The organism is Niallia oryzisoli (genome assembly GCF_043641075.1).
Lineage (GTDB): Bacteria > Bacillota > Bacilli > Bacillales > Cytobacillaceae > Bacillus_BD > Bacillus_BD oryzisoli_A.
This window is the reverse complement of the sequence record NZ_JBHZRC010000001.1, coordinates 1,283,976-1,302,672: the sequence shown is the minus strand read 5'-3', so window position 1 is coordinate 1,302,672 and position 18,697 is coordinate 1,283,976. Positions and strand designations below refer to the sequence as shown.

Annotated in this window: 22 protein-coding genes; 21 read left to right on the top strand and 1 reads right to left on the bottom strand. The window is 38.1% G+C overall.

What is annotated here, in order from left to right:
* Positions 1-3: 3 nt before the first annotated feature.
* Positions 4-1,077, top strand: coding sequence for a type 2 isopentenyl-diphosphate Delta-isomerase (gene fni, locus ACHUFV_RS06620; RefSeq protein WP_394232797.1), 1,074 nt, complete (start codon positions 4-6; stop codon positions 1,075-1,077).
* Positions 1,078-1,093: 16 nt separating this feature from the next.
* Here the strand turns inward: fni and ACHUFV_RS06615 are convergent, their stop codons facing one another.
* Positions 1,094-1,237 carry a YpzI family protein gene (locus ACHUFV_RS06615; protein WP_394232796.1) on the bottom strand — a complete coding sequence of 48 codons (144 nt, stop codon included), beginning with the start codon at positions 1,235-1,237 and terminating at the stop codon, positions 1,094-1,096.
* Between the two features lie 157 nt (positions 1,238-1,394).
* Here ACHUFV_RS06615 and ACHUFV_RS06610 point away from each other — a divergent pair, with 157 nt between their 5' ends.
* From ACHUFV_RS06610 to hisC, 20 genes are all read left to right on the top strand, one after another.
* Positions 1,395-2,003, top strand: coding sequence for a YphA family membrane protein (locus tag ACHUFV_RS06610; RefSeq protein WP_394232795.1), 609 nt, complete (start codon positions 1,395-1,397; stop codon positions 2,001-2,003).
* Entirely contained in the window at positions 2,000-2,896 is an 897-nt protein-coding gene (locus ACHUFV_RS06605) for a YIEGIA family protein (RefSeq protein WP_394232794.1), read from the top strand. Before ACHUFV_RS06610 ends, ACHUFV_RS06605 begins: the two co-directional genes overlap by 4 nt.
* Complete coding sequence (locus tag ACHUFV_RS06600; RefSeq protein WP_394232793.1) at positions 2,893-3,078, top strand: capping complex subunit for YIEGIA; 186 nt, start codon at positions 2,893-2,895, stop codon at positions 3,076-3,078. The genes ACHUFV_RS06605 and ACHUFV_RS06600 overlap by 4 nt, the downstream gene beginning before the upstream one ends.
* A 109-nt stretch (positions 3,079-3,187) precedes the next feature.
* Entirely contained in the window at positions 3,188-4,498 is a 1,311-nt protein-coding gene (gene der / locus ACHUFV_RS06595; RefSeq protein WP_394232792.1) for a ribosome biogenesis GTPase Der, read from the top strand.
* Between the two features lie 25 nt (positions 4,499-4,523).
* Positions 4,524-5,579: an NAD(P)H-dependent glycerol-3-phosphate dehydrogenase gene (locus tag ACHUFV_RS06590; RefSeq protein WP_394232791.1), complete on the top strand. Its 1,056-nt coding sequence runs from the start codon at positions 4,524-4,526 to the stop codon at positions 5,577-5,579.
* Positions 5,580-5,834: 255 nt separating this feature from the next.
* Positions 5,835-6,038: a DUF2768 domain-containing protein gene (locus ACHUFV_RS06585; RefSeq protein WP_394232790.1), complete on the top strand. Its 204-nt coding sequence runs from the start codon at positions 5,835-5,837 to the stop codon at positions 6,036-6,038.
* Between the two features lie 27 nt (positions 6,039-6,065).
* Positions 6,066-6,782, top strand: coding sequence for a hypothetical protein (locus tag ACHUFV_RS06580; RefSeq protein ID WP_394232789.1), 717 nt, complete (start codon positions 6,066-6,068; stop codon positions 6,780-6,782).
* A 316-nt stretch (positions 6,783-7,098) separates the two neighbouring features.
* Positions 7,099-8,577, top strand: coding sequence for a stage IV sporulation protein A (gene spoIVA / locus ACHUFV_RS06575; RefSeq protein ID WP_394232788.1), 1,479 nt, complete (start codon positions 7,099-7,101; stop codon positions 8,575-8,577).
* Positions 8,578-9,001: 424 nt separating this feature from the next.
* Positions 9,002-9,274 (top strand): HU family DNA-binding protein, encoded by a 273-nt coding sequence (locus tag ACHUFV_RS06570; protein ID WP_071395596.1) that lies wholly within the window; start codon positions 9,002-9,004, stop codon positions 9,272-9,274.
* Between the two features lie 278 nt (positions 9,275-9,552).
* Positions 9,553-10,119 carry a GTP cyclohydrolase I FolE gene (gene folE / locus ACHUFV_RS06565; RefSeq protein ID WP_394232787.1) on the top strand — a complete coding sequence of 189 codons (567 nt, stop codon included), beginning with the start codon at positions 9,553-9,555 and terminating at the stop codon, positions 10,117-10,119.
* A gap of 88 nt (positions 10,120-10,207) precedes the next feature.
* On the top strand, positions 10,208-10,459 hold the full coding sequence (gene mtrB / locus ACHUFV_RS06560) for a trp RNA-binding attenuation protein MtrB (RefSeq protein WP_394233409.1): 252 nt from the start codon (positions 10,208-10,210) through the stop codon (positions 10,457-10,459).
* 191 nt (positions 10,460-10,650) lie between these two features.
* Entirely contained in the window at positions 10,651-11,460 is an 810-nt protein-coding gene (locus tag ACHUFV_RS06555) for a heptaprenyl diphosphate synthase component 1 (RefSeq protein ID WP_394232786.1), read from the top strand.
* 1 nt (position 11,461) lies between these two features.
* A complete protein-coding gene (locus ACHUFV_RS06550; RefSeq protein ID WP_394232785.1) occupies positions 11,462-12,166 on the top strand; it encodes a demethylmenaquinone methyltransferase in 705 nt (234 codons plus the stop codon).
* 118 nt (positions 12,167-12,284) lie between these two features.
* Complete coding sequence (gene hepT / locus ACHUFV_RS06545) at positions 12,285-13,247, top strand: heptaprenyl diphosphate synthase component II (RefSeq protein ID WP_394232784.1); 963 nt, start codon at positions 12,285-12,287, stop codon at positions 13,245-13,247.
* A gap of 108 nt (positions 13,248-13,355) precedes the next feature.
* The gene (gene ndk, locus ACHUFV_RS06540; protein ID WP_394232783.1) at positions 13,356-13,802 is read left to right on the top strand and encodes a nucleoside-diphosphate kinase; all 447 of its coding nucleotides are present in this window, start codon (positions 13,356-13,358) and stop codon (positions 13,800-13,802) included.
* 162 nt (positions 13,803-13,964) lie between these two features.
* The gene (locus ACHUFV_RS06535; RefSeq protein WP_394232782.1) at positions 13,965-14,741 is read left to right on the top strand and encodes a CheR family methyltransferase; all 777 of its coding nucleotides are present in this window, start codon (positions 13,965-13,967) and stop codon (positions 14,739-14,741) included.
* A 149-nt stretch (positions 14,742-14,890) separates the two neighbouring features.
* Positions 14,891-16,060, top strand: a complete 1,170-nt coding sequence (aroC, locus tag ACHUFV_RS06530) for a chorismate synthase (protein ID WP_394232781.1) — start codon at positions 14,891-14,893, stop codon at positions 16,058-16,060.
* On the top strand, positions 16,060-17,130 hold the full coding sequence (gene aroB / locus ACHUFV_RS06525) for a 3-dehydroquinate synthase (protein ID WP_394232780.1): 1,071 nt from the start codon (positions 16,060-16,062) through the stop codon (positions 17,128-17,130). The genes aroC and aroB overlap by 1 nt, the downstream gene beginning before the upstream one ends.
* A 17-nt stretch (positions 17,131-17,147) precedes the next feature.
* A complete protein-coding gene (aroH, locus tag ACHUFV_RS06520) occupies positions 17,148-17,519 on the top strand; it encodes a chorismate mutase (RefSeq protein WP_394232779.1) in 372 nt (123 codons plus the stop codon).
* Between the two features lie 27 nt (positions 17,520-17,546).
* On the top strand, positions 17,547-18,650 hold the full coding sequence (gene hisC / locus ACHUFV_RS06515; protein ID WP_394232778.1) for a histidinol-phosphate transaminase: 1,104 nt from the start codon (positions 17,547-17,549) through the stop codon (positions 18,648-18,650).
* Positions 18,651-18,697: the final 47 nt, after the last annotated feature.

Here is an 18,697-nt window from a genome sequence, read left to right as displayed (position 1 = left end):
AAATTGTCCAGATCAAGAAGAAAATGGGATCATATTCAGCATGCCCTTACGACCGGGCAGGAAAGAGTAACCGGTTTGGACGACATTGTTTTTATTCACCAAAGTCTGCCTGATACTGGAATCAGTCAAATTTCATTGGATACTAAAATTGGCGAACTTACTGTAAGTTCGCCAATTTTTATCAATGCTATGACAGGCGGCGGCGGTGAAAGAACAATGCGAATTAATCGGGATTTGGCAGTGGCTGCAAAGGAATTCGGGATGATTATGGCTGTCGGTTCACAAATGTCTGCCTTGAAAAATGCAGATGAGGAAAAAACCTACACAATTGTCCGAAAGGAAAATCCCAAGGGCATCATTATTGGAAATCTTGGCAGTGAAGCAACCGTCGAAGAAGCTAAAAGAGCCGTTGATATGATAGAAGCGAATATGCTTCAAATACATCTAAACGTTATCCAGGAACTGACAATGCCAGAAGGAGAACGGGATTTTACCGGTGCACTCAAGCGGATTGAATCCATTGTAAAGGGGATTGGCTTACCTGTAATCGTCAAGGAAGTTGGTTTTGGCATGAACCAGACTGTTGTAAAAAGTCTTGCCTCCATTGGGGTAAAGGCCGTGGATGTTGGCGGGTTTGGCGGAACAAACTTTGCTAAAATTGAAAACGAGCGGAGGCAGAGAATGCTCAGCTTTTTTAACGATTGGGGAATCCCAACTGCAGCAGCTCTTGCTGAAGCAAAAAATAGCGGAACCTCCATTGATATTATCAGTTCCGGCGGAATCCAAACCAGCCTGGATATTGCTAAATCGATTGCTCTTGGAGCCAATCTAGTTGGGATAGCAGGCTATTTCCTTAAAATATTGGTTAAAGAGGGGCTTGAGGGATTGTTCGAAGAAATGAAGCTTCTTCATGAAGAATTGGCTCTTATTATGACGGCTGTTGGAGCGAAAACCATTTCTGACTTACAAAACGCACCGCTTGTAATCAGTGGAAAAACCCATCATTGGCTTGTGGAACGCAATATTGATACGAAACAATATAATCAAAGATTTATAAAGAAAACAAGCTCCCATTGATGGGAGCTTGTTTTCTTTATAGGTCCTTATTGTCGTTCAATCTTCTTGCTTCTTCAGGACTTTGTAATTTTGTTGCACCAGGATAGTGGAGTGCTTGATCCCTATCAGACTCAACACGTCCACTGTTCTTTAATTTTTTCTCTTGACGGTCTCTTCCCATAATGTAATTGACACCTCCTCTCTTTAAGATGGTACATGTCTCTAGGATTATGCATGTATACATGAATCTTTTCCGATAGCATAGCGGGAAATCGAATACAGAAACGATTAAAGTTGTTCAACTTTAGCCATAATGGAAAGGATAGGGGGTGCAAAAAATGGATGGTTTATTATTTTATTGGCTATTTTGGTGTGGATGGATTATTACAACCTTTTTTTATCCAAAAACGCATCCTGACCGCCTGCTTTTTTCAGCATGGATATTAACAGCTATTATATTTTCAACTGCTTCTATAACCATATTGGGATATGAAATAAATGGGACAGGGCTGTTTATTGTGCTGTCAATTTACATCTGGGCAGCCCATTTACCAACCAAAAAACTGCTTTACTTTTTTGTTTCTTCCTTTATCTTAATGCTGACATCTGTTTGCTTTCTTTTATTCGAGCTGTTTGATCCAATCTGGATCGTCATTAAACGAGAATGGCTTTTAGCTATCCTTGTTGCTTGTGTAGCAATCCTCCTGCATTCCGATAAACATCAAAGAATTCTTGCTGTACTGCTCGGAATGGTTCAAAGTGATATACTTTATTCCTTTATCTTAAAGGGCTATTCCTTTTCATATCCGATTGCAGAATTATATGCACTCGATGCATTGGCCTTGGCAGCAGCATTATTAGTAGGCTGGAACATGCTAGAATTTGTTGTGAGTTATTTTGAAAGAAATATGCATTCTATAGAAAAGGAGAAACAAAAACTAACATGAATGAATATACTTACCCGATTATCTTAGGTATGACCGTTGGAACATTGACGAGAATCTATATGCTTCGAACAGACTATCGTCAGTATCCGACCTATTTGCATGGAAAAATAATCCACATTGCACTTGGATTCATTGCTGCAGGATTGGGTACGGTGGCGGTACCTTCTATAATGGAGGAGGATTTTGCTGCAATTACCTTTTTAACTTTAGCCGCTTCACAATTCCGTGAAGTTCGCAATATGGAACGAAACACATTAACGGAGCTTGACAGCTATGAAATGGTTCCGCGTGGTAAAACCTATATTGAAGGAATAGCCGTTGCCTTTGAAAGCCGGAACTATTTAGTCATTTTCACTTCGCTGCTCTCTACTTTAGGTTATTTAGTATTTAACATTTGGGTTGGTTTAATTGTCGCCTTTATTTCGCTGTTGATTTCAAGAAAATTAATGGCTGGAAGCAAGATTGAAGACATTGTAGATATTACATATGTTGAGCCAAGATTCGATGGAGCGGGGCTTTACGTGGACAATATTTATATAATGAACATTGGGTTACCTGCCAGGCAGGAGGAAGTACTTCGATATGGAATGGGTTTTATTTTAAAACCGAAAAATTTCAATTCACGGTCTACGATTGCTAATTTAGGACAAAGACAGGCGATTCTTCATGATGTTTCTACCGCATTGGGTGTCTACAGGGATTCAGGCACACCAGCGTTAGTTCCGCTTGCCAAAAGAGATTTGGATGATGGAAGAGTCGCCATTTTTGTCCTACCGCAGGAAAAAGATATTCAAAAAGCGATAGCCATTATCGGAGCTGTTCCAACATTAGAGAATGCCATTCGTATGCCAAAAGAGAGAAAAGTGGAAACGGAAGGAAGTAATACAGTATGAATATTGAAAAATATATTCTGGCCGTGGTTACAACAAACCCGAAAAGAGTACCAAGTGGGGCAACTGTGTTTGTTTGCGAAAATAAAGAAGAAATGGATTATTATGCAGCAAATCTAGAAGCGATACTGGATGGGATTGCACATGCTATAACAGATGAAGTCTATATCATTGTGAAACATTGATATTACACTTTTCCTTTGATAAACTAGTAAAGTTAAGCCTGTCTAATTAATGGAAATATATTCCGATACATAAAAATAGGAGTTTAACATATAGAGGAGGGTGATATTTATGGTAAAGCCGGTTATTGCCATTGTGGGACGTCCGAACGTTGGTAAATCCACTATTTTTAACCGAATCGTCGGTGAGCGAATCTCGATTGTAGAAGATATCCCGGGTGTAACAAGAGATCGAATATACAGCTCTGGTGAGTGGTTAAATCATGATTTTAATATTATTGATACAGGTGGTATCGATCTCGGGGATGAGCCCTTTTTAGAACAAATTCGTCAACAGGCTGAAATAGCTATTGATGAGGCAGATGTGATTATCTTTTTGACTAATGGAAGAGAAGGGGTTACCTCAGCAGATGAAGAGGTAGCGAAAATTCTATATAAAGCAAAAAAACCTGTTGTTTTAGCTGTGAATAAAATTGACAATCCTGAAATGCGTGATCAAATTTATGATTTTTATGCATTAGGCTTCGGGGAACCATTTCCTATCTCTGGATCCCATGGGCTAGGTTTGGGGGATTTATTGGATGAAGCGGCTAAGCATTTTCCAAAAAGAGACACAAAGGATTATGAAGATGATACCATCTGTTTTTCTTTAATTGGCCGACCGAATGTAGGAAAGTCATCACTGGTTAATGCCATTTTGGGTGAAGAGCGTGTAATTGTCAGTGACATATCTGGAACAACACGAGATGCAATTGATTCCTCTGTAACCTATAACGGACAGAAATATGTCATCATTGATACTGCTGGGATGAGGAAAAAGGGTAAGGTTTATGAAACAACGGAGAAATACAGTGTTTTACGTGCCTTACGTGCCATTGAACGATCCGATGTAGTCCTTGTCGTTATCAATGCAGAGGAAGGGATTATTGAGCAGGATAAAAAAATTGCCGGTTATGCCCATGAAGCAGGACGGGCTGTAGTAATTGTTGTGAATAAATGGGATGCTGTTGAAAAAGACGAAAAAACAATGAAAGATTTTGAACAGAAAATTCGTGAACATTTTCTGTTCTTGGATTATGCACCGATTGTATTCTTGTCAGCTAAAACGAAAAAACGGATTCATACATTAATGCCAATGATTGATTTAGCGAGTGAAAATCATGCTAGACGAGTCGAAACAAGTATTCTGAATGATGTTATTATGGATGCTGTTGCAATGAATCCGACTCCTACAGATAAAGGAAGACGTTTGAAGATTTATTATACGACTCAAGTTGCTGTAAAGCCCCCAACTTTTGTTGTTTTTGTAAATGAACCTGAATTACTTCATTTTTCTTATGAACGATTCTTGGAGAATCGAATCAGGGATGCATTTGGCTTTGAAGGGACGCCGATCAAAATTTACCCTCGTGAAAGAAAGTAAAAACTGATCTAAAGGTTGTGAGCATATGCAGCGTAAACATGAAAAGGTAGCAGTTATTGGAGCAGGAAGCTGGGGAACTGCTTTGGCAATGGTACTTGCTGATAACGGACATGAAGTTCGGTTATGGGGGCATAAATCTGCTCAAATAGAAGAAATCAATACACTCCATACAAATAAAAAATATCTTCCGGAAGTGGTCCTGCAGGATTCTATTATTGGATATTCCAGCTTGGCTGAAGCTTTGTCCGAAGTGGACATTATGGTGCTTGCAGTTCCAACGAAAGCGATTCGTGAAGTATTAAGAAATATTAGTGAAATACAGAGTGGACCGCTTACCATTGTCCATGTAAGCAAAGGGATTGAACCTGATACATTACTAAGAATCTCAGAGATGATTGAGCAAGAAATGCCGCCGCATTTAATCAGTAATATAGTTGTGTTATCCGGCCCAAGTCATGCGGAGGAAGTAAGTGTTAGGCAGCCTACAACAGTTGCGGTTTCCTCAAAGGATATGGAGGCAGCGGAACAAATTCAAGATTTATTTATTAATCATCATTTCCGAGTCTATACGAACCCAGATATTGTCGGGGTTGAAATAGGCGGAGCATTGAAAAATATTATTGCACTTGCTGCAGGTATTTCAGATGGTCTCGGTTATGGTGATAATGCAAAGGCAGCCTTAATGACGAGGGGTCTTGCAGAAATTTCCCGACTTGGAACCAAAATGGGCGCAAGTCCCTTGACCTTTTCTGGTTTAGCAGGGATTGGTGATTTGATTGTTACGTGTACAAGTGTCCACTCACGAAATTGGCGTGCCGGAAACCTGTTAGGAAAAGGTAAAAACCTGCAGGAAGTACTGGATAATATGGGAATGGTTGTAGAAGGGGTCAGAACGACAAAAGCAGCATTTCAGTTAGCGCAGAAATATCATGTAAATATGCCAATTGCAAACGCTCTTTATGATGTATTGTTTAACGGAGTAGATGCCAAGGATGCGGTTGATTCCTTAATGGGAAGAATGAAAACACATGAAATGGAAGATTTAGCAAATGTTCTTGTTGGACGTTTACAAGACGAATAATAATATTTCACTTCTTTAGGCGTTCGAGGATACGAATCGTCTTGGCCTCGAATAAAATGCAATCGAAGCAACCTAGTGTATTGAACAAGCGTGTGTGGGTTTCATTTAGTCACTAGTAGAGCCTGCATAAAGAATTTGCCCCAATTCTTTATGCAGGTCTTTTTTTCTTTTATTAAAATTACAGAAAAAACTAAAAATATATAAAAATAATTCGTTCTTGTGATATAATACTTCTCGAATAAAGGAGTGGATACGATGTCACCTGCGTTAATGAAGATGTGGATTTCCCTTACTTCAATGGGGTTTATGTTTGTTTCTATTGTTTTAATTTTTCTAAGCCGATATAAATTAAAACAAGGTGTTCTAAAAGCTATTTCTGCTGTAGTTGCGTACATGTTATTAGCGTTATCTGGCCTTATCATGTTTTTAGTTGTATTTAGTGGACCAACAGATGCATAAAGTTCTTAGACTTAAAGGGTTGATAATATGAAAAGAAGTTTTGTCGTTTTTTTGTTGAGTGTATTCGTCATGGTGATGTTATCAGGGTGTATGTATCCTGAGGACAAGCTCGCACAGAATCAAGTGCCTTATCAAGATCAGGTTGAATCAGTACAAGCGGCTGTAACACAATTTAAGGATGAAAACGGAGGAATTTTACCAATAAAGAATTCTGAAGAGACAACTCCTATTTATCAAAAATATCTAATTGATTTTAAAAAAATTGCTCCAAAGTATATGGCAGAACCTCCGGGAAATGCCTTTGAAAGTGGTGGTGTATTTCAATACGTAATCGTTAATGCAGAAAATGACCCAACGGTGAAAATATTTGATCTAAGGGTTTCTGAATTGATTAGTGAATTGAATATGCGAATTAAAGTTCAAGGCTATCCTCCATATAAAGAGAAAGTAGCAGAGGGTGTATACACCCTTGATTATGAAAAGCTCGGGTATGAGGAGGAACCGTTTGTGGCTAGTCCATATACGAATAAAAAACTTCCATTTGTGATTAATGGGCAGGCTGAAATATATGTTGATTACCGTATGGATTTAGCTGATGCGTTGAGAAAAGGAGAAACTGAGTACCAGTCTGGTGAAGATATTCGCGATATTTTACTTAAGGACTCCGTATTTGTTCCAGCCTATTCATTACCCTATACAATAGACAGTGAAAGGAAAGAGCCTATCTTTTTGTTAACGAATTAGTCATAACCCTTCTTTTACAAAATATATTGTAGGAGAAGGGTATTTTTATTCCCTCAGTTTTAAAAGACAAAGAAACCATTCTACTCATTTCAGCAATGAACGTATCCTTTACTGCTATGTGTATGCAAAAACTTCTTCTTCTTTAAGAGGAATGAGTCAATAAGAGTGCAGGAAAACTAGTAAATTTTATCGCAAGGAGGTTAAAAAATATAAAACTGTCATATTGATGTAGGACAACATCATAAATATATATTGTCATAAAATAATTAATAGGATAATAACTATCCACTAACGCAGGGATTCGGGAGGGGATCACTTGGAAAAGGTAGATATTTTTAAGGATATTGCCGAGAGAACGGGCGGTGATATTTATTTTGGAGTGGTTGGTGCAGTTCGTACAGGGAAATCCACTTTTATTAAAAAATTTATGGAATTGGTTGTATTGCCAAACATGAATAATGAAGCCGAACGCGCTCGTACCCAAGATGAGTTACCTCAAAGTGCAGCTGGGAAAACGATTATGACTACAGAGCCGAAATTTGTACCAAATCAAGCTGCAACCGTTCATGTTGGAGAGGGGTTAGATGTAAATATCCGCTTGGTTGATTGTGTGGGTTATACAGTGCCAGGAGCCAAGGGCTATGAGGATGAAAATGGTCCCCGAATGATTACAACTCCATGGTATGAGGAACCAATCCCATTCCATGAAGCAGCGGAAATAGGCACAAGAAAGGTTATTCAAGAGCATTCCACCATTGGTGTTGTGATTACAACAGATGGAACAATAGGCGAGATACCAAGGAGCAATTATATTGAAGCGGAAGAGCGGGTCATAAATGAGCTTAAAGAGGTTGGAAAACCATTTATCATGATTATCAATAGTGTTCAGCCGCATCATCCAAATACGGAAAGTCTACGTGAAGAGCTGTCTGAGAAATACGATATTCCAGTGTTAGCGATGAGTGTAGAAGGAATGAGAGAATCAGATGTTCTTAGTGTGATGAGAGAAGCCTTGTATGAGTTCCCGGTCCTTGAGGTAAATGTGAATCTTCCGAGCTGGGTTATGGTATTGCGAGAAAATCATTGGTTACGTGAAAGCTACCAGGAGGCTGTGAAAGAAACGGTTAAAGATATTAAACGGCTTCGCGATGTAGATAGAGTAGTTCATCACTTTAGCGATTTTGAATTTATCGATCGGGCAAGTCTTGCGGGAATTGAAATGGGGCAGGGCGTTGCGGAGATTGATTTATATGCACCAGATGATTTATATGATGATATTTTAAAAGAGATTGTCGGTGTAGAAATTCGTGGAAAGGATCATCTGCTTGAATTAATGCAGGATTTTGCCCATGCAAAAGCTGAATATGATGTAGTGGCTGAAGCGCTGAAAATGGTTAAACAAACAGGCTATGGGATTGCGGCACCTTCACTTGCAGACATGAGTCTGGATGAACCGGAAATCATCCGCCAGGGCTCCCGGTTTGGTGTGAGGTTAAAGGCGGTTGCACCATCTATCCATATGATTAAAGTGGATGTAGAAAGCGAATTTGCTCCAATTATCGGAACGGAAAAGCAAAGTGAAGAACTTGTTCGATACTTAATGCAGGATTTTGAAGATGATCCATTATCCATTTGGAGTTCAGATATATTTGGCAGAAGCTTAAGCTCGATTGTTAGGGAGGGTATTCAGGCGAAATTATCATTAATGCCTGAAAATGCCCGTTATAAATTAAAAGAAACCCTCGAACGAATTATAAATGAAGGCTCAGGCGGTTTAATTGCGATAATCCTGTAAGGACTCTCTTCTTAGAGAGTTCTTTTTTTGTCAAATACTCAATTGAAACCGCGTGACCCATGGAATAATAAGGGTTTGTATCTGCTTGTTCATGGCCATACTTGTTAGAGGAATAGCAACAATTCATAATCTTTTTTCGAATATTTGTCATAAATATCAAAGAGTATGTGCATGATAAGAATTTTTCTTGCTAACCGTATATGATTATGATAACCTTTTATCAGAATTACTGTTATTCATGCTCTAACCCTTGTAAATAAAGGACTTTTTGCCAAAAAACAGTTGAAATATTCTATTCGTTGATTTAAGATTAGGCTTGTTATAAAAAATAAGCCGCAACGTATAGAAATGGCATATTTTGTTTACAAATGTATGTAAGAAACAATTTAGAAAGTTTAGGTAATCTTGGGAGGAGGTGACTGGCATGAACAAAACAGAACTTATTAACGCAGTTGCTGAAGCAAGCGAGCTTTCAAAAAAGGATGCAACTAAAGCAGTTGATGCCGTTTTTGATTCTATCTTAAATGCATTAAAAGATGGAGATAAAGTACAACTAATTGGTTTTGGAAACTTTGAGGTTCGTGAGCGTGCTGCTCGTAAAGGACGTAATCCTCAAACTGGTGATGAAATCGAAATTGCTGCAAGCAAAGTTCCTGCATTTAAACCAGGTAAAGCGCTTAAAGATGCAGTTAAATAATTACATAAAGTGCTTATAAAGAACCGCGAGAAATTCGCGGTTCTTTATATGAATGGAACGATTTATCAATAGTAGATCGGCTGCCTATCTTTCCTAATTGCAAAACAACTTCTCTGTCTTGTTATTCCCCTTATTTTTCCCCTAATATTAAATCAATAAGTATGCTAATATAAAGAGTAAAAGACTTACGATAAGGAATATACGCTTTCATAAAATGAAAAGGGTATTTTCTTGGTGCACAGATTAGTTTTTAAGATAGAATTTAGGAGGAAATACAAATGTCAAATGTGAATCGTACCCAAATCGAGGAAGCGGTACGTTTAATACTAGAAGCAATCGGTGAAGACCCAAATCGAGAAGGATTACTCGATACCCCGAAAAGGGTCGCAAAAATGTATGAAGAAGTATTTAGTGGACTAGATCAGGATCCAAAGGAACATTTTGAAACAATCTTTGGTGAGGATCATGAAGAATTGGTATTAGTTAAGGATATACCTTTTTATTCCATGTGCGAACATCATTTGGTTCCTTTCTTTGGAAAAGCTCATGTTGCCTATATACCACGCAATGGGAAAGTTACCGGATTAAGTAAGCTTGCCCGTGCAGTAGAAGCTGTTGCCAAAAGACCGCAGCTGCAGGAAAGAATTACGTCTACCATTGCAGACAGCATACACGAAACATTAGAGCCTTATGGTGTGATGGTTGTGATTGAAGCAGAACATATGTGTATGACCATGCGAGGGGTTAAAAAGCCGGGATCCAAAACGGTAACATCTGCTGTCCGGGGCACTTTTTTAAATGATGCTGCGGCAAGGGCAGAGGTTCTATCGCTAATAAAAGATTAACCCGATACCAATGGGTGTTTGAATAAATAACATGGATTAGAATAGTTTAAACGTATGGATATTATTTATGGAGAGGCGTGATAAACCGATGGATGAAAATAAGGCGTCTGTGAGCGAATATGTAATCATTAAAGCAAAACAAGATGGTGTAAATGTTATTGGATTGACAAGGGGATCCGATACTAGATTTCATCATTCTGAGAAATTGGATAGAGGGGAAGTTATGATTGCGCAGTTTACAGAGCATACTTCCGCTATTAAAGTTCGTGGAGAGGCACTGATTAAGACTGCATACGGTGACATAGAAAGTGAAGGAAAGAATAGTCATATCGATAAATGATCATTTTAGCGTTCGACTGAATGAAAAGTACAATTGATTTACATAAATGACCATTTTAAGTGTGCCAAAATCTTTACATTTATGATATAATTAGGCCTGCTTATTGCTTTTTTAATCTTGTAAAGAAACAAATTATTGAAAAGTAACCAGACAACCGAGAAAGATAAGTTGGGGAAATAAGGGTGATAGGATTGCGTGAAATTGTAGAAAAATTAACTCATACAAAGGAAAGGATAGAAAAGTACGTTTTCCATCCTTATTTACGTGAATATATTATTCCGCCAGTGATTGATGAGGATAAACTGCTTATTCTTATTTCTATTGTCGATCAACTCGAACTTTCCCCGCATGAAAAAGATATATATGTTTCAGCCATTATGCTGATGCATGTAGCTTTAGATACACATGATCAAGTAACAAACACCCTTGTGGACGAAAAAAATATCAAGGTCAGGCAGCTTACGGTTCTTGCCGGTGATTACTACAGCGGTTTGTACTATAAATTTTTGGCAAGCATAGAGGATGTACATGTCATCAAAGAATTATCCGAAGGTGTTAAAAATATAAATGAACATAAGGTGCTCATTTATCACAAAGATCAGGACGACCTTCACACAATTATGAATAGCGTGAAGATGATTGAGTTTTCGTTAATTGACAAATTAATAACCTACTTCGGAGTAAAGGAATGCTATGAAAGTGCATCGAATTGGCTGTTAGTAAAACGGCTGATGAAAGAAAAAAAGCGCTATAATGATACTGGCTCATCTGTTGTTTTTGATGCATTAGAACGTTTCTTCTCAAAAAATCTACGGGAAAAGACGACAGAACAACAGGATGTTATGCAACTATATGACAGCTATATTGACTATTCAATACAATTGATGAGCAAAGGAATGAAGCAAGTTCTACCTTTTCATACGTTATTTGAAGAACGAATGATGAAAATAATCAAGGATCATTCTCCAAGAGAAAAATCATTTGTGGAAGAAGGATACTGACATGCAGCAAACAAAAGAAGAAAAGGTCCATCATGTTTTCGAAAAGATATACGATCATTATGATAAAATGAATTCGGTAATAAGTTTTAAACAGCATGTTAAATGGCGTTCTGATATCATGAAAATGATGAATGTTCAAAAAGGTTCAAAAGCGCTGGATGTGTGTTGTGGAACGGCAGATTGGACAATCGCTCTTGCTGAAGCGGTCGGTCCTGAAGGTGAAGTCATTGGTCTTGACTTTAGTCAGAATATGCTTAAGGTAGGTAGAGAAAAGGTTCGTCACCTGCAGCAGGTTGAGCTTGTTCATGGGAATGCGATGGAACTGCCTTTTCCTGATAATTCCTTCGACTATGTTACAATTGGCTTTGGGTTAAGAAATGTCCCTGATGTTATGCAGGTATTAAAGGAAATGCACCGGGTGGTGAGACCCGGAGGGATGGTTGTATGTCTTGAAACATCGCAGCCGACATTATTTGGCTTTAAGCAATTATATTATTTTTACTTCCGTTTTATTATGCCTTTATTTGGAAAGTTATTTGCAAAAAGCTACCAGGAATATTCTTGGCTTCAGGAATCTGCCCGAAGCTTTCCAGGCATGAAAGAGCTGGCAAATATGTTTAGAACTGCTGGATTAGTAGAGGTTTCCTATAAGCCATATACAGGCGGGGCAGCTGCTGTCCATATTGGAAAAAAACAAAATAAATAGATGTTTCTGTTTGTCAAATCTAGCTTAGGTGTTTGTTGATTATTTAATCATAAGCCAACACGGCAGACTCCTTGTGCTACTTATTAGCAGACAGGGTTACAGCAAGGTGGATACGGATATGAAATTTAAAATGATGTATTCATTTTTAAATCATGATATTGATATCGTTGAAGGCGCATTAGAGGAAGCTGTATACGCAGATTCAGCTTTAATTCAAGAAGCTTCATTGCATTTATTACAGGCCGGGGGAAAACGTATACGTCCCCTCTTTGTTTTACTAGCTGCAAAGTTTGGCACATATGATATTCATACAATTAAAAAAGTAGCAGTTGCTCTTGAATTAATTCATGCCGCTTCTTTAATCCATGATGATGTCATTGATGATGCGGAGATTCGGAGAGGAAAGCTAACTGTAAAGGCCAAATGGGATAATCGAATCGCTATGTATACTGGTGATTATATTTTTGCACGTTCACTTGAACTAATGACAGAAATCGATAAGGCAGATGCGCATAAAATTTTAGCTGATACTATGGTTGAATTAGTCATTGGTGAAATTGAACAAATGAAGGATAAATACCGTTTTGACCAAAATTTGAAGGATTACTTACGGAGAATTAAAAGAAAAACAGCACTTCTAATTTCGACCAGCTGTGTGCTTGGTGCTATTTGCGCTGATGTTGAAAAGAGCCTCCAAATGAAGTTGGCACGATTTGGCTATTATGTTGGAATGTCTTATCAAATTATTGATGATATTCTTGATTTCACCGGTACTGAAAAAGAATTGGGAAAGCCTGCAGGCGGTGACTTGCTTCAGGGTAATATTACTCTTCCAGTATTATTTGCTATGGAGGATATTTCCATTCGCAAAGAAATTATGAAAGTACATGAAAATATGCCGCGAAAAGAAATGGATACTATTATCAACTTGATTATTCGCTCAGGGGCTATTGATAGAGCAAGACAGGTGAGCAATCAATATTTGGATAAGGCGTTGGTAATAGTAGAAGAACTTCCACAAAACCAAGCGAAAACAGCGTTAAAAAGTATTGCAAAATACATTGGGAAACGAAGATTTTAAGAAGTTGCGAATATTTCAAAAAAATGATATTATTTCCATGGGTTGTCTTATTTGAGAACTTTTCTCGAAAGGATATCTACTATACATAATGTAATAGGGGATGAGTTCATGGAAAGAACATTTTTAATGGTAAAGCCTGATGGAGTACAACGTAATTTAATTGGAGAGATCGTTTCTCGTTTTGAAAAAAAGGGGTTTCAGCTTGTTGGCGGTAAGTTAATGAGTATCTCTACAGAATTAGCTGAGGAGCATTATGGTGAACATAAAGAGCGCCCATTCTTTGGAGAGTTAGTTGACTTCATCACTTCTGGTCCTGTATTTGCAATGGTGTGGGAAGGCGAAAACGTAATTGCAACAGCACGTCAAATGATGGGTTCAACAAATCCAAAGGATGCTGCACCAGGAACAATTCGTGGAGATTTTGGTGTAACGGTTGGTAAAAATGTGATTCACGGCTCTGATTCACCAGAAAGCGCAGTTCGTGAAATTGGAATTTTCTTTAACGAAAATGAAGTAGTAGAATATAAAAAATTAATGAATGAATGGATTAACTAAAAACACTTGCATACGCAGGTGTTTTTTTTGTAAACGCGTCCAATCTCTTATATCCCCTCATTTTAATATTTGAATAACTTTTTTTAGACAATTTAAACAAAATAGTCTCCAATTTCAGCATTTTCCGCTATACTAAGGTTATCCTAGAAGAGGAGTATGCATATGTCTGGTGATTACGAACAATTTATTTATCAAGTAAAAACAAAAACAGGAATAGATCTTGCTCTCTATAAAGAAGCGCAAATGAAACGAAGATTAACTTCTTTGTATGAAAAAAAGGGGTACAACTCTTTTGAGGAATATTTTTCAGCTATTAATCGTAATCACGAGCTATTGAATGAATTTCTTGATCGTATCACGATCAATGTTTCAGAATTTTACCGGAATTACAAGAGATGGGGAATACTTGAAAAGGATATTTTGCCCAAAATCATACAAAGGACGAAAAGACCCAAATTATGGAGTGCAGCGTGTTCATCTGGAGAAGAGCCTTATACTATGGCCATGATGATGGCGAAATTTTTACCACTTTCCGATATTAGGATTTTAGCAACGGATATTGATGAAAATATACTGGCAAGAGCAAAGCTGGGAGTCTATCCTGAGCGTTCACTTCAGGAAGCTCCGGAAGAAATGAAAAGAAAATTTTTCACTAAAGAGGGCAGCTTCTATAAAGTGTCTGATGAGGTTAAACAGGCAGTAACGTTTAAAAAACATAATTTACTATCAGATTCCTTTGGCGGACCCTATGATCTAATTGTCTGTCGAAATGTATTGATATATTTCACTGAGGAAGCAAAAGAGCTTCTTTATCAGAAGTTTGCCAAAAGCTTAAACCCAGAGGGCATCCTTTTTGTGGGCAGTACGGAACAAATCTTTAATGCAGGTAAATATGGATTTGAAGTAGAGGATACTTTTTTTTATAAAAAGAGCCTTTAAAAAAAATAATAGAATAGCATCAAGTTAATTTATGAAATAAGTTAAAGGGCAATTTATCCTATCAATTTTTAAAAACTTACTATTCTAATTTTTGTTGGTATGTTATATTGATACATAATCCTTTAACGAGTTGAAGGGAGAAAGAGGAAATGAGATATTTAACAGCCGGGGAATCACATGGACCCCAATTAACGACAATTATTGAAGGTTTACCTGCGGGAATGCCTCTATTGCAAGAAGATATAAATGTTCAACTTGCTAGAAGACAAAAAGGTCATGGCCGTGGACGAAGAATGCAAATTGAAACAGATACAGCAAGGATTACTAGCGGAGTTAGACATGGTTTAACACTTGGATCACCGGTAGCACTTGTTGTGGAAAACAATGATTGGAAGCACTGGACCAAAATTATGGGTGCTGAGCCGATGGATGAAAACGCAGAGGAAGTAAAAAGAAAGGTCACGCGTCCTCGTCCGGGACATGCTGATTTAAATGGTGCTATAAAATACGGTCATCGTGATATGAGAAATGTATTGGAACGTTCCTCTGCAAGAGAAACAACCGTAAGAGTGGCTGCGGGTGCAGTGGCGAAAAAATTGCTTTCATTGCTTGGCATTGAAGTTGCCTCACATGTTGTGGAAATTGGCGGTGTAAAATCAACCGTATCAACATATGAGTCCATTCAAGATTTGAGAGAAATTACTGAAAATTCACCTGTTCGCTGTCTTGATCCTGAAGCCGAAAAGGAAATGATGCAAGCCATTGATACAGCAAAAACAAACGGCGATTCAATTGGCGGTATTGTTGAGGTTATAGTAGAAGGAATGCCTGCGGGTGTTGGAAGCTATGTTCACTATGATCGTAAGCTGGATGCAAAGCTTGCAGCAGCCATATGCAGCATCAATGCATTTAAAGGTGTTGAATTTGGTATTGGATTTGAAGCAGCACACAAACCAGGCAGTGAAGTACATGATGAAATTGTATGGGATGAAGAAGCAGGCTATACTCGGAAAACAAACCGTCTCGGCGGTCTTGAGGGCGGGATGTCAACAGGAATGCCGCTGGTCATTAGAGGTGTTATGAAGCCGATCCCAACACTTTATAAACCATTACAAAGTGTTGATATTGATACTAAAGAACCATTTTCTGCAAGTGTAGAGCGTTCTGACAGCTGTGCAGTTCCAGCAGCCTCAGTAGTGGCAGAAAATGTAGTGGCTTGGGAACTTGCTCAAGCAATAATTGATCAATTCTATAGCGATCGTTTTGATGCATTAAAACAAAATATTGAAGAACATCGTCAACATGCGAGGGAATTCTAATGATTGAACATGTTGTAAAGACGCCTTTGAAATCGTATCCTGTCTACATTGGTAATGGTGTAATCGAGCAGCTGCCTATTTTTATTAAAGAAAAGCAGGCAGTTGTTACAAAAATTCTCATCATTACGGACGAGACAGTAGGGGATCTCTACCTTTCAACCATTCTCAAATCGCTTGATGATTTTCAGGTTGAAGTAATGAGGGTACCGAGCGGTGAGAAGGCGAAGACCTTTGAAATCTATTATGACTGTTTAACATTTGCATTGCAGAAGAAATTAGATCGACATTCGGTTATTCTTGCCTTAGGCGGAGGTGCTGTTGGTGATTTATCCGGCTTCGTTGCAGCTACTTTTATGAGAGGGATTCGGTTTATTCAAATCCCAACCACGATTTTGGCTCATGACAGTGCCGTTGGTGGAAAAGTAGCCATCAATCACCCTGAAGGGAAGAATATGATTGGGGCATTTTATCAACCGGAAGCAGTTATTTATGATATCAGCTTCTTGACGAGCCTGCCTTTGCATGAGAAGCGTTCAGGATTTGCTGAAGTCATTAAACATGGTCTTATTCAGGATTTAGCCTTTTATCATTGGCTTAAGGATGAGATTTCCTCGTTAGAAGACATTAGTGAGGATAAAATGGTCCGTTTTTTAGCTAGGGGCATTGAGATAAAAAGTGCAATTGTAGCAGAGGATGAAAAGGAGACCGGGGTACGCGCCTATTTGAATTTTGGCCATACGCTTGGTCATGCAATTGAAGCTGAAATGGGTTATGGAAAAATGACTCATGGTGAAGGCGTACTAATTGGAATGCTGTTTGCACTCCAGTTAAGTAAAAAATATGCGGGTCTTGAATTCGACATAAACAGCTTATATGAATGGGTACAAAAGCTTGGATATCAAACAAATGTACCTGAAGGTTTATCATATGAGAGATTAATTGAACGGATGAAGGGCGATAAGAAATCAGTAGGACAACAAATTAGAATGGTGCTGCTGAATGATATAGGTTCACCTGCCATTTATGAATTATCAGAAAATGAAATACTTTTTGAATTGAATCATTTTTAATCCAAGGGGGAGAATCAGTGATCCGCGGTGTAAGAGGCGCAATTACAGTCCAAGTAAATACGGAAAAAGAAATTATGCAGGCAACAGATCGTTTACTACATAGTATGATTGTTGAAAATGAGATTGCGCCCGAGGATGTTGCATCTGTATTTATCTCTGTTACAGATGATATTACAGAAGCATTTCCTGCTAAAGTGCTACGTTCATTAGATGGATGGAGCTATGTACCGGTTATGTGCATGAAGGAGATCACAGTATCGAATGCTTTAGAGAAATGTATCCGTGTTATGATACATGTAAATACGGTCAAAAGTCAGCAGGAAATTAACCATATCTATTTAGAAAATGCGGTCGTTTTAAGACCAGATTTAGCCAATAATAATAAGTAATAATCTTTGAACGAGGTGTATATTGTTATGAAATGGAAAGAACAGTTGTTATCATTAGCTCCTTACAAACCAGGCAGACCCATTGAATCAGTCAAAAAAGAGTATGGTCTTGAAAAGGTTGTGAAACTGGCATCAAATGAGAATCCATTCGGGACCTCTGAAAAAGTTGTTGCTGCTTTACAAACAGCTCTTTCATCGTTTGCGATTTATCCTGATGGGTATGCAACGAACTTACGTACTGCAGTAGCTGAGTTTTTGAAAGTAGACGAAGAGCAGCTCATTTTCGGAAATGGTGCAGATAATTTAATTCAAATTGTATCTCGTGCTTTTCTGACTCCAGGTAAAAATACGGTTATGGCAAGCCCATCCTTTTCACAATATAAGCACAATGCCATCATAGATGGAGCAGAAATTAGGGAAATTCCGTTAATAGACGGTGAACATGATCTTGATGCCATGCTGCAGGCCATTGATGATAACACGGCTGTAGTTTGGGTATGCAGTCCGAACAATCCGACTGGTGTTCATATTTCAAAAGAAAAAATCACATCATTCCTTGACAAGTTACCTAAAGAAACGTTGGTTGTCATTGATGATGCATACCATGATTATGTTGTAGCAGATGATTTTTATAATGCAGTAGAATTTGTGAAGGAATACAATAATTTAATCGTATTAAGAACATTTTCTAAAATATATGGTATTGCTAGTTTACGTGTCGGATATGGCGTAGCACATCAAGATATCATTCGTGTTTTAGAACCAGCGAGAGAGCCTTTCAATGTTAATACATTAGGTCAAATTGCTGCAGTAGCGGCGCTTTCAGACCAGGATTATGTTAATGATTGCAGACGAAAAAACCGCGAAGGAATGGCACAGTTTGAGCTATTCTGCGAAGAGCATAAGCTGCAATATTTTCCATCACAGGCTAACTTCATATTAATTGATTTTGGTACGAACGGGGATGAAGTATTCCAATACTTGCTTGAGAAGGGCTATATCGTCCGTTCCGGTAATGCATTAGGATATGCTACATCTGTTAGAGTAACGGTAGGATCTGAAGAAGAGAACAACGGTGTGATTGAGGCTATGAAGCAATATTTACAAGAGGTTCGTGTTAAAACGAATTAATCTGAATATAATCGGTCAAATAGATAAATAAACAATGCGATAGATAA

What these genes read in the sequence shown, in the direction of transcription:
- hepT (WP_394232784.1), top strand. Translation starts at nt 12,285, where the DNA reads ATGAAATTTAAAATGATGTATTCATTTTTAAATCATGATATTGATATC.
- ACHUFV_RS06600 (WP_394232793.1), top strand. Translation starts at nt 2,893, where the DNA reads ATGAATATTGAAAAATATATTCTGGCCGTGGTTACAACAAACCCGAAA.
- folE (WP_394232787.1), top strand. Translation starts at nt 9,553, where the DNA reads ATGTCAAATGTGAATCGTACCCAAATCGAGGAAGCGGTACGTTTAATA.
- ACHUFV_RS06580 (WP_394232789.1), top strand. Translation starts at nt 6,066, where the DNA reads ATGAAAAGAAGTTTTGTCGTTTTTTTGTTGAGTGTATTCGTCATGGTG.
- mtrB (WP_394233409.1), top strand. Translation starts at nt 10,208, where the DNA reads ATGGATGAAAATAAGGCGTCTGTGAGCGAATATGTAATCATTAAAGCA.
- ACHUFV_RS06610 (WP_394232795.1), top strand. Translation starts at nt 1,395, where the DNA reads ATGGATGGTTTATTATTTTATTGGCTATTTTGGTGTGGATGGATTATT.
- hisC (WP_394232778.1), top strand. Translation starts at nt 17,547, where the DNA reads ATGAAATGGAAAGAACAGTTGTTATCATTAGCTCCTTACAAACCAGGC.
- ACHUFV_RS06605 (WP_394232794.1), top strand. Translation starts at nt 2,000, where the DNA reads ATGAATGAATATACTTACCCGATTATCTTAGGTATGACCGTTGGAACA.
- ACHUFV_RS06550 (WP_394232785.1), top strand. Translation starts at nt 11,462, where the DNA reads ATGCAGCAAACAAAAGAAGAAAAGGTCCATCATGTTTTCGAAAAGATA.
- aroC (WP_394232781.1), top strand. Translation starts at nt 14,891, where the DNA reads ATGAGATATTTAACAGCCGGGGAATCACATGGACCCCAATTAACGACA.
- der (WP_394232792.1), top strand. Translation starts at nt 3,188, where the DNA reads ATGGTAAAGCCGGTTATTGCCATTGTGGGACGTCCGAACGTTGGTAAA.
- ACHUFV_RS06590 (WP_394232791.1), top strand. Translation starts at nt 4,524, where the DNA reads ATGCAGCGTAAACATGAAAAGGTAGCAGTTATTGGAGCAGGAAGCTGG.
- ACHUFV_RS06615 (WP_394232796.1), bottom strand. Translation starts at nt 1,237, where the DNA reads ATGGGAAGAGACCGTCAAGAGAAAAAATTAAAGAACAGTGGACGTGTT.
- ndk (WP_394232783.1), top strand. Translation starts at nt 13,356, where the DNA reads ATGGAAAGAACATTTTTAATGGTAAAGCCTGATGGAGTACAACGTAAT.
- ACHUFV_RS06570 (WP_071395596.1), top strand. Translation starts at nt 9,002, where the DNA reads ATGAACAAAACAGAACTTATTAACGCAGTTGCTGAAGCAAGCGAGCTT.
- aroB (WP_394232780.1), top strand. Translation starts at nt 16,060, where the DNA reads ATGATTGAACATGTTGTAAAGACGCCTTTGAAATCGTATCCTGTCTAC.
- ACHUFV_RS06585 (WP_394232790.1), top strand. Translation starts at nt 5,835, where the DNA reads ATGTCACCTGCGTTAATGAAGATGTGGATTTCCCTTACTTCAATGGGG.
- ACHUFV_RS06535 (WP_394232782.1), top strand. Translation starts at nt 13,965, where the DNA reads ATGTCTGGTGATTACGAACAATTTATTTATCAAGTAAAAACAAAAACA.